At 42.4% G+C, this 9,845-nt stretch carries 9 protein-coding genes and 1 pseudogene; 2 read left to right on the top strand and 8 right to left on the bottom strand.

Annotated elements, in window-relative coordinates:
• Nucleotides 1–329 precede the first annotated feature (329 nt).
• From EWV66_RS12680 to EWV66_RS12655, 6 genes and pseudogenes are all read right to left on the bottom strand, one after another.
• The gene (locus EWV66_RS12680; RefSeq protein ID WP_052278256.1) at nucleotides 330–716 is read right to left on the bottom strand and encodes a hypothetical protein; all 387 of its coding nucleotides are present in this window, start codon (nucleotides 714–716) and stop codon (nucleotides 330–332) included.
• A gap of 149 nt (nucleotides 717–865) precedes the next feature.
• Nucleotides 866–1,207 (bottom strand): XisI protein, encoded by a 342-nt coding sequence (locus tag EWV66_RS12675; RefSeq protein WP_002780558.1) that lies wholly within the window; start codon nucleotides 1,205–1,207, stop codon nucleotides 866–868.
• A pseudogene (locus EWV66_RS12670) lies at nucleotides 1,195–1,610 on the bottom strand (XisH family protein). Before EWV66_RS12670 ends, EWV66_RS12675 begins: the two are co-directional and overlap by 13 nt.
• 355 nt (nucleotides 1,611–1,965) lie before the next feature.
• Nucleotides 1,966–3,171, bottom strand: coding sequence for an argininosuccinate synthase (locus tag EWV66_RS12665; protein ID WP_002736083.1), 1,206 nt, complete (start codon nucleotides 3,169–3,171; stop codon nucleotides 1,966–1,968).
• Between the two features lie 162 nt (nucleotides 3,172–3,333).
• Entirely contained in the window at nucleotides 3,334–5,325 is a 1,992-nt protein-coding gene (locus EWV66_RS12660) for a DICT sensory domain-containing protein (RefSeq protein ID WP_185237509.1), read from the bottom strand.
• 285 nt (nucleotides 5,326–5,610) lie between these two features.
• Entirely contained in the window at nucleotides 5,611–5,745 is a 135-nt protein-coding gene (locus EWV66_RS12655) for a hypothetical protein (RefSeq protein WP_002736350.1), read from the bottom strand.
• A gap of 82 nt (nucleotides 5,746–5,827) precedes the next feature.
• Here EWV66_RS12655 and EWV66_RS12650 point away from each other — a divergent pair, with 82 nt between their 5' ends.
• A complete protein-coding gene (locus EWV66_RS12650) occupies nucleotides 5,828–6,766 on the top strand; it encodes an SGNH/GDSL hydrolase family protein (RefSeq protein ID WP_052278258.1) in 939 nt (312 codons plus the stop codon).
• 192 nt (nucleotides 6,767–6,958) lie between these two features.
• Here EWV66_RS12650 and EWV66_RS12645 read toward each other — a convergent pair whose 3' ends face one another.
• Nucleotides 6,959–8,086, bottom strand: coding sequence for a 5-(carboxyamino)imidazole ribonucleotide synthase (locus EWV66_RS12645; protein ID WP_052278259.1), 1,128 nt, complete (start codon nucleotides 8,084–8,086; stop codon nucleotides 6,959–6,961).
• Nucleotides 8,083–8,592: a pentapeptide repeat-containing protein gene (locus EWV66_RS12640; protein WP_041803611.1), complete on the bottom strand. Its 510-nt coding sequence runs from the start codon at nucleotides 8,590–8,592 to the stop codon at nucleotides 8,083–8,085. The genes EWV66_RS12645 and EWV66_RS12640 overlap by 4 nt, the downstream gene beginning before the upstream one ends.
• Before the next feature lie 270 nt (nucleotides 8,593–8,862).
• Between EWV66_RS12640 and EWV66_RS12635 the strand changes: the two genes are divergently transcribed.
• Nucleotides 8,863–9,726, top strand: a complete 864-nt coding sequence (locus EWV66_RS12635) for a branched-chain amino acid ABC transporter permease (protein ID WP_052278260.1) — start codon at nucleotides 8,863–8,865, stop codon at nucleotides 9,724–9,726.
• Nucleotides 9,727–9,845 lie beyond the last annotated feature (119 nt).

Here is a 9,845-nt window from a genome sequence, read left to right as displayed (position 1 = left end):
TCTTCCGTGAATTCTAGGTTAATCATGTTTTTAATGAGTGCTTTGCTTCTAATTATGACTCTTAAACTATATTATTGTCCTTGAGTAAAAAATGCAAGTTGTAGCCGTGCAAAGTATAGGTTCCCCCGCAATAAATTGACCTGGTGCATCTTACATTTGCAGGAATACCGACAATCAGCAATTATACTAAATCCGTTGAGTATAGGCTGCTTATAAAGGAGAGAACCTCATGCAAAAGGGGGAATAAATAATCAGTTTTTAATAACCAGATTTAGTATTGGCCTGTTGGCGAATTTTATCTTTAATATAGTCGGGAATAGGGCTGGGATTCATGCTTCTAAGGGTGAAATTAATCCTCTTTTAACCGCTTCATTTAATCCTTGAGACTTCTTTAACAAGTTTATTTGATAAATTTGCATCAATGACCAAAGTTCCGTATTTTCAAAGGTTGATAAATCTCTCTCTTGTTGTTGATTGAGCAACTCGCTTAATCTTTGATCCTGTTCTGATGCCATTTGTAATTGAGTTAATTTGATAATTTCTTCATCTGATAATGAATTTAGGGATGAGATTTTTTCGCCTTGATAATTGGGACTAATAGAAAAAGCGATCGCTTCTACTAATATATCATTAAGATCACGGTTAATTGAATGGGCTAAGGATTGAGCTAGATTAAAAATCTCATCAGGTAAAGTTAAAGTAATTGAAATAGCCATAAGCTTTTTTTATGCTGGTTTATAGAGATATTATAATTATAACTCAAATTTTTGTTACCTATAGGGATAAAATGGTTCAAAAGTAACAGAATAGCTCCTTTAAGCTTCTTTTATCAACCTCAGATTTCGAGGCAAGATTTACCGATAACTTAACTCACGGCAAACCCTGTTAACTTACGAGTTTCCAGATCGTAAAAAGCTAAAACTATATCTTCTTTAGAAATACCCTCCCTTAATAATTCCGTAGCGATACCTTCCTCTGTCCAATCCTCCTCAATATAAATCTTCTCATTTTTAATCCTAATATGGACTTGAATATTCCTGATTTTTTTCTTGCCTTCCCAACCCATAAAAAGCCAAAAATACTGATCATGTATCTCGTCAAAAACCAGACAACTTTCTTGATCTAAATTAGCAGAACCAGAAACCCATTCGTGATATTCTGTTAATACTTTTTTAATGGCATTGCGATATTTTTTTAGTCTATCCATCGTAAAATTTTCTCCTTTTCCATCTCAACAACCAGCAAAAGTAATTGATTTATTTTCACAATAGCCTGAATTGATTCTCGTTGGAAAAAATTTTCATAAATGCTGTCTTTAATGGCTAGATAAATTTGATATTCTGGTTCGGTAAGACTGATTAAATTTCGATATAAAATATACTGTCCTAAAGCTATTTCAAAATCTCTCATAGGTGAGGGACTTAAAAAGCTTTTGATTTCCACAACAATTTTACGTCCATTTCTTTCAGCAGCCAGAGGTTTTTCTGCTGCTAAATCAGCAAAAATTCAACATCTTTATATTTAATTTTATAAGGATCAGCTAAAATACTCCAACCGTCTTTAATTAAGGCATTTTTCACGGCTTCATGGTAAATATCTTTTGCTGGCATGGTTCTAAAAAAGTAATTTCATTAGTTATATTTAATTTTATTAACAATCCTAAGTCTGATAAAATCGGTGATCAAATTTAAATCAGTTATCGAGTCTGGTTCAAATTTAATTTTTGTTGATTCCCCCCTTGATAAGGGTGCTGATCCCCCCTTCGCCCATAGTAGGGTTAATTCATGAATTAACCCTACCTTGGGGGTTGATTCGTGAATCAACCCTACCTTAATAAGGATGTTGATCCCCCCTTCCCCCCTTGATAAGGGGGGTGCCGATCCCCCCTTCCCCCCTTGATAAGGGGGGTGTTGATCGCTGGGGGGATCTGAATTAACACCCACTTACTTAGGGGAGAATTGTTGATTACTTCCCTCTAGTTTTTTCGGCCCAAACTTTGCTGGGTAATCCCCAAACATAGATGAAACCTTCAGCAGCTTTATGATCAAATTGATCCTCGGCTCCGTAGGTAGCTAAATCGGGAGAATAGATAGAATTGACTGACTGACGACCGACCACTTTAGCGTTACCTTTAAACAGTTTGACTCGCACCGATCCCGTTACCTGTTCTTGGGTTTTGAGGATAAAAGCATCGATCGCTTCCTTTAAGGGACTGTACCACAATCCTTTATAAATTAACTGTCCGTAGGTATCTTCAATTCCCCGTTTATATTGGGTAACATCTCCAGTTAAAGTCAAACTTTCTAAGTCCCGGTGAGCATCAATTAAAACTAATAAAGCCGGGGCCTCGTAAATTTCTCGGGATTTAATTCCCACTACCCGGTTTTCGATCATATCTAAACGACCAACACCGTGTTTACCCACTAGGTCATTTAATTGACTAATTAGCGTGACAGAATCGAGATTTTCTCCGTTTAAACTGACAGGAATCCCCTGATTAAAACCGATATCGACGTATTCCGGCTCGTTGGGAGTATCGGCGATCGCTTTGGTCATTAAATAGATTTCTTCCGGGGGTTCCGTCATCGGATCTTCCAAGGGACCGGCTTCAATACTGCGCCCCAACAGGTTACGATCGATACTAAAAGGCGAGGATTTTTTCACAGGAGACTCGATCCCGAATTTTTCCCCGTAGGCGATGGTTTCTTCCCGGCTCATGCCCCATTCCCTGGCGGGAGCGAGAACTTTTAAACTAGGATTGAGGGTCATAATGCCCACATCAAAACGCACTTGATCGTTACCTTTGCCGGTGCAACCGTGAGCGACGGCATCGGCCCCGTATTTCTCGGCGGCCTCTACTAATAATTTAGCGATTAAAGGACGAGCCAGGGCGGTAGAAAGGGGATAACGATTTTCGTAGAGAGCATTAGCTTGAATTGAGGGAAAAGCGTATTCTTTGACGAATTCTTCTTGAGCATTGACTACTAAGGATTCGATCGCTCCGCAGCGCAGAGCCTTTTCTTGAATCGGTCCTAATTCGTCTCCCTGTCCTAAATCGGCGGCTAGGGTAATCACTTCTTCTACTCCCCATTCCTGTTTGAGATAGGGAATACAGACGGAAGTATCGACTCCTCCGGAATAAGCTAAAACCACTCTCTTGGCACGTCCCATAATTTTTTCACCTAAAAACGACTAATTGATTACTCTTTTAAGTTTATTATATATCCTGGGGATTGGATGCTTCTTTTTTAATGCTTTTTTGTTTAGTTTTTGATGAAGAAAAGGCATAGGAAGTCACGAGTAGAGAGCCAAAACTAAACGGGCAACCGGCCGCTATTTACGTTTACTGGCAGCACGACGGGGGGATTTTTTCGGAGCGGTATTTGGGGGATTATTGTTAGTTTTATCTTTAAATATTGGAATAGTAAAATGAAACTGACTGCCGTGATTTTTGCCCCGGGATTCTGCCCAAATTTCGCCGCCCCAACCATTGACGATCTGACGACAGATAGCCAGTCCTAAACCAGTTCCCCCGGCACTGCGTTGCAGGGCTCCTTCCTCTTGGTAAAAGCGATCAAAAACCTGTTCTAAACGATTGGGTTCGATCCCGCGTCCGGTGTCAGAAATGGTGACTTCTAGAGTTTTTGGCTTTCCCAAAGCGACTTCGATCGAGACATTTCCCTCCCGTCCGGTAAACTTACAGGCATTATCGAGAAGTTTGGAGAGTAATTCCACTAACCACTCGCCATCGGCTAAAACAAAGGGCAGATTAGGGGGGACAAGATTGCTAATTTTGGGGTTTTCGTTGTCGAGATTGAGGGAGTGAACGTGACTGATGGCTAATTCCACACATTCCGATAAGGATAAAGCTTCGGGATTCCAATTAACCCGGCCACTTTCTAACCTAGAAAGAGTTAAAAAATCTTGGATTAATTTACGCATTCGTTCCGCATCTTTCAGGGCAGTATCAAGCATAATTTGGCGCATTTCCGCCGGCATATCCGGTTCCGAGGCCAAACTTTCTAGACAGACTTGAATGGTGGACAGGGGGGTGCGTAATTCGTGGCCGGTAATGGCGACTAAATTAGAACGAGTGCGATCGAGGGCGGCTAATTGTTCATTTAAATCCTGTAAATTAGCGTAGGCTTCTGCTTGAATGAGAGCGACTCCGATTTGAGTGGCCACCGCGTCCACCAGGGCGACATCCTCGCTCTTCCAAGTGGTGGTATAGGGTCCACAGTGATGCAGTTCCAACATTCCCAAGAGACGGCTTTGGTAAAAAATCGGTACTAATAACCAAGAATAGATGGAACATTCCCGCACCAGATTTTGAATGGAATCCCCGGGAAGACGGGGATCGTGAATAGCGTCTTCGATTTTTAGGGATTCTCTCAATTCCAGCACTTCCTGAAACAGAGGATTATTTTTCAGGGGCCATTTTTGTCCTTTGATGGAACTAATGCCAGGGTTTAAAAATTCGTGTTCGATGGTGGCGTTAATGTCGGCTTCCTTACAACGATAGACCACGCAGCGACAGACTCCCAATCCCTCCCCCAATTTCCGCACTGCCACCTGGAGGATATCTTCCGGATCGAGGGAACGACGGATCGCCGCTGTCACCGAGTTGATCAGTCTTTCCTTGTGTTCTTTCGATGCCAAGGAACGATTGGCTTTCAGCAGTTTATACTGTCCCGCTTGCAAATAAGTGACCAATCGCTGGACAAAGGGATCCGGTTCCTCTTGATGATCCCTGTCCGTCAGTTCACAGATCAGGTATTCTTCTTGAGCGCGCCTAATTTTCTCTGCCAGTTCGGGACGATAATCGAGAATATGATTTAAGAGAATTTGGGCGGCCTGTTGACTCACATGGCGATCGCTCGTCCAAATCCCCTCAAAACGGCGATTATTATCCATAGCTGCCCTATTTTCCCCTTCGGCTACCAGATGGGTTCGTTCCCGACAGATTAAACAACTAGCATAATGGCGACTGATAACCACTAGATGCCATTCTTTGGCTAAACTGTCGTCCGGTTGAAAAGCGATCGTCTCGTAAACGTCGGAACTATGCTTAAAATCGGTTTCTGGGGCGGACAAAACGTAAACTTGCCCGCTTTTGTGGGCAATGCGTCGATAGCGATGGGCCTCTTGACGATAAAAGCGCTCACGCTGAAAACTGGCAATCACTAATGGTTGATCGTCTTCCGCTAAAACCTGATCCTCCATGGCGTGGGATAGCGCGGTCAGGGATGCTTTGAAGTACATCTGCGATCGCCATTGGGGGAGTAACTGCAACAGTTCTGTTAAAACAGAAGTTGATCTGCTCATCGATGATCTGTTTCGAGTCGAGTGTGACTAGCAAGCGCAATAGAGGGAACTAGCAATTTCTCCCTTGACCCTATCCTACAGGCTCAAGGGGACAAGAGGTGAGATCGTGATGGCCAGAAATTTAAACCGAGTGATGCCAAAAGTGAGGGAAATTATTCTAAGTAGGGAGGCACAATTATTTGTAGGATGGGTTAGCGGTAGCGTAACATGAGCGGGCGTTGGGTTTCATGCTTCAAACCAACCTACGTTCATCTTATATTTAATTCCACCCACCCACTTAGTTAACTAGATGTAGGCGACTTTCATTGCCCAAAGAATCAGAGCAATAATACTACCGATAACGATAATCGACGATATCGCCACTACTGCCGGTTTATCGGCTCCCTCGAATTTCATGATGCCACGATTTAAGTCTGACATTGCTTTTAACTCCTTTTCATGAGATGGATGTAGAAAGTATGAGACACTTTAGGATCATAAATTAGCTAACTCTCATCTATCCGTGTTATTAGAAATTGGTATCATTCGGCTGTCTTTAATCATTCTAGGCGTTCTTTTCGCCCTTGGCCTTCTCCTTGAGGCTATTTTAAGAATTGTCTTCGGGTTCGGTAATCCGCTTATTTACAAAGCTGATGCCGAAATTGGCTATCTTTTGGCTCCTAATCAACAAACGCGCCGTTTTTCCAATTTTATCGCCGTTAATCAGTATTCGATGCGCAGCGATCCGATTACACCCCAACGGCCTCCAGAGACGACGAGAATAATGTTAATCGGTGATTCGATCGCTAATGGCTCTTGGTGGACAGATCAAAAAGAGACCATTGCTGCTTTAATCACCAAAAATTTAGGCCAAAATCTGACGGGTTCAGTGCAAGTTCTCAATGCTTCGGCTAATTCGTGGGGACCACGCAATCAATTGGCCTATCTGCGACGTTTCGGCACCTTTGAATCTCAGGTGATTGTGTTATTAATGAACACCGATGATCTGTTCGCTTTAGCTCCTAGTTCGGCGGTGGTGGGACGAGAAATTAATTATCCTGATCGCCGGCCGGCTTTAGCTTTAATCGAGTTGTACGATCGATATTTTAAGCGTTATCCTCCCCTACCACCGGTGCAAGAAGGAGGCGATCGAGTGGGCAATAATTTAAACGCTCTTGCCCAAATTCAATCCCTTGCTCAGGCTAATCAAGCCCGTTTAATTATCGCTATCACTCCCCTCATTCGCGAAGCTCAAAAACAGGGGCGAGATTATGAATTGAAATCCCGTCAAAGACTAGCGGATTTCACCGGCAACCAGCAGATTTTTTATCTAGATTTTCTGCCCATTTTTCAAGCCCATCCTAATCCCGATTCCCTCTATATCGATAATATTCATCTCAGCAGGGACGGTAACGAGTTAATCAGTCAAAAACTGGCCGAGGCAATCAAAAAAGTCTTTTAATTAGGTTTGCTGAATCAGTTATCAGTTATCAGTTATCAGTTATCAGTTATCAGTTATCAGTTATCAGATGTGAGGTTTCAGATGTGAGGTTTCAGTTCACATTTTTATCAATTATCAGTTCACTATTTACTGATTACTGTTTACTGTTCACTGTTTACTGATTACTGTTCACTGAAAATACACCCCACTTCCCTAACAACCATACCAAAGCTTTTCTATCTGTTTTGCTAGGGCCAATAACTCAGAGCGATCGCTTGTATCCCTTAAGAGGGTGACATGGCCTAATTTTCGACCGGGACGGGATTTCTTACCGTACCAAAAAACGTGAGCGTCTGGAATTGCCGCTAAAACTGCTCTTTTTTCGCCATAATCACCGTCACTATCCTCAAAACCCAATAGATTAACCATGACTGCCCCGGCAGATTTTAAATCCGTGGCTCCGAGGGGCAAATTAGCCACTGCTTGCAGTTGTAGAGCAAATTGGGAGGTAAGACAGGCAGAAAGGCTGTAATGACCAGAATTATGGGTACGGGGAGCGATTTCATTAATCAATACCTCTCCCTGGGAAGTGACAAATAATTCCATCCCGAAAACACCCACCGCCGACAAACTACTTAACAGATGATGGGCGATAGATTCGGTTTGAGCCTGTAAAGATTGGTTAAGAGCGGCGGGAGCGATTACCCAGTGACAGACTTGCTCCTCTTGATGGGTTTCTACCACGGGATAGGTGACGATTTCCCCAGTTAATCCCCTAGCGGCAACGATGGCTAATTCTCGCTCGTAGGGAATATAAGCTTCTAACATCAAGTCAAGACGCTCTAATTGCGGCTTTTTGGCCTTTAATTCTTCAGGAGTGCGGATAATAAAGGTTCCTTGACCATCATAACCGTGTCGTCGCGCTTTCAGCACTAGCGGAAAAGGATAATTTTCTAGCTGGGATAAATTATCTATCGCCCAAAAATCAGGCACAGGCAACCCTAGGGAGCGTAAATAACATCTTTGCTCGTATTTATCCAATAGGGGGCGCAGATTTGCCAAACTAGGATAGAATTTCACTCCTGTGGCCGCTAATTCTTCTAGGGCATCTAAATTAACAAACTCATTTTCAAAAGTGATCAGATCACAATGTTGAGCTAGTTTTTTTGTGCCTTCCACGTCGGCTATTTCCGCAAAGACAACCCCGTCAGCTAAAGCAACGGCGGGATCGTCGGGGTGTGGTGTTTGTACAATTAGAGAAATGCCTAATTTCTTGGCTTCCTGTGCCATCATCCATGCTAATTGTCCACCACCAATAACACCAACCCGGGTTTGCATCATTGATCACATCCTAAAGATTCTGGGGTAGAGATGCCGGTTTTTGAGTTGACACCCTCGGCTCTTTCACAGAGATTTTTGATTTGTTGAGCGTCAAGCACGGCAAAACTAAAATCAGCACCGTTGATATTTACCCCCTCGAAAATGGTGCGCAGCATAATTGCTTCGGCAAAAATGGCATCGCTTAAATCGGAATTTTTAAAGGTACTCAGATAGGCTAACCCATTGGTTAAGTCCGCTCCATGAAAGTTGCCTTCGATGATAGAGGCTCCGTTAAACACTGCCCCGCGCAAATCGGCAGAGCTAAAGTTAGAATCTTGCAGATTAACGTTAGTAAATTGGGCAGATTGCAAATTTTGTCCCGAAAAATCCTTTCCTGTCAGATTCTGGTTTTCATAACTGGCATTGGCTCCTGTGACAGCAGCAGAACTGGCAGCTAAGGCATTGACAGGAGATAGGATAAATAGTAGGGCAAAAAAAGCGATCGCTAATCGAAAGATAGTCTTCATTGGCGGCAAATTCCATCAGTGGGCATTCTTGATTTTATAGCAGTAAGTCATCAGCCGTCAGCTTTCCACCGGCCGCCAGAAATTGCTGGCACACAAACCTTTATAATAGCTGTCTGAGCTTATACTGCCGTGTAATTTGGTCTAAACAAAAATATTTAAGCCACAGGCCCTCAGCTTTCAGTTAAATAAGGTAAAAGACAAAAGTTAATTAATTTTCTCTCTCCTGACTTCTATTTCTAAGGACAATTTCTGATTTATACAAGAGGTTTGATGGATACACCGCAACTTTTATTCAATGGTTTAGCCGTCGGCAGTATTATTGCTCTGGCTGCTGTCGGGTTAACCCTTACCTGTGGCATTTTGCGTCTGTCTAATTTTGCCCACGGCGATTTTATGACTTTAGGTGCTTACATAACTTGGCTGGTAAATGCACAAGGGGTTAATCTCTGGTTAGCCATGCCGGTGGGGGCAGCGGTGACAGCTATTGCCATGCTCATTGCCGAGAGATTATTATGGAAACCTATGCGCGATCGACGGGCTGACTCTACCACTTTAATTATTATTTCCATCGGTTTGGCTTTATTTCTTCGCAATGGTATTTTAATGATCTGGGGCGGCAGTAATCAACGCTACGATCTCCCTGTGATGACCGCTACAGAAATTTTTGGTATTAAAGTAGCTTTTGATCGATTGTTAGTTATTGGTTTGGCAATTATAGTTATTATTGCCCTCCATTTTTTATTACAAAAAACTAAGATTGGTAAGGCGATGCGTGCCGTAGCTGACAGCAACGATTTAGCTAGAGTAACCGGAATTAACGTCGAATGGGTTGTCTTCTGGACATGGATAATCACGGGAGTTTTAACTGCTTTAGCTGGAGGTATGTTCGGTTTAATTACTGGGGGAGTACGTCCCAATATGGGCTGGTTTTTAATCTTACCAATGTTTGCGTCCGTTATTTTAGGTGGTATTGGTAATCCCTACGGAGCGATTGCTGGGGCTTTAATTATTGGTGTTGCTCAAGAAATTAGTGTTCCCTTAATTGGTTCTGATTATAAATTAGCCGTGGCTTTATTAATTATGATATTGCTGTTATTATTCCGTCCCCAAGGTTTATTTAAAGGCACGGTTTAACAGTTATCAGTTATCAGTTATCAGTTATCAGTTATCAGTTATCAGTTATCAGTTATCAGTTATCAGTTATCAGTTATCAGTTATCAGTTATCAGTTATCAGTTATCAGTTATCAGTGAT

Source organism: Microcystis sp. M_OC_Ca_00000000_C217Col (genome assembly GCF_007095585.1).
Classification (GTDB): Bacteria; Cyanobacteriota; Cyanobacteriia; order Cyanobacteriales; family Microcystaceae; genus Microcystis; species Microcystis panniformis.
The sequence above is the reverse complement of the archived record's forward strand: the minus strand, read 5'-3'. Positions and strand labels throughout refer to the sequence as shown.

What these genes read in the sequence shown, in the direction of transcription:
- EWV66_RS12680 (WP_052278256.1), bottom strand. Translation starts at nt 716, where the DNA reads ATGGCTATTTCAATTACTTTAACTTTACCTGATGAGATTTTTAATCTA.
- EWV66_RS12675 (WP_002780558.1), bottom strand. Translation starts at nt 1,207, where the DNA reads ATGGATAGACTAAAAAAATATCGCAATGCCATTAAAAAAGTATTAACA.
- EWV66_RS12665 (WP_002736083.1), bottom strand. Translation starts at nt 3,171, where the DNA reads ATGGGACGTGCCAAGAGAGTGGTTTTAGCTTATTCCGGAGGAGTCGAT.
- EWV66_RS12660 (WP_185237509.1), bottom strand. Translation starts at nt 5,325, where the DNA reads ATGAGCAGATCAACTTCTGTTTTAACAGAACTGTTGCAGTTACTCCCC.
- EWV66_RS12655 (WP_002736350.1), bottom strand. Translation starts at nt 5,745, where the DNA reads ATGTCAGACTTAAATCGTGGCATCATGAAATTCGAGGGAGCCGATAAA.
- EWV66_RS12645 (WP_052278259.1), bottom strand. Translation starts at nt 8,086, where the DNA reads ATGATGCAAACCCGGGTTGGTGTTATTGGTGGTGGACAATTAGCATGG.
- EWV66_RS12640 (WP_041803611.1), bottom strand. Translation starts at nt 8,592, where the DNA reads ATGAAGACTATCTTTCGATTAGCGATCGCTTTTTTTGCCCTACTATTT.
- EWV66_RS12635 (WP_052278260.1), top strand. Translation starts at nt 8,863, where the DNA reads ATGGATACACCGCAACTTTTATTCAATGGTTTAGCCGTCGGCAGTATT.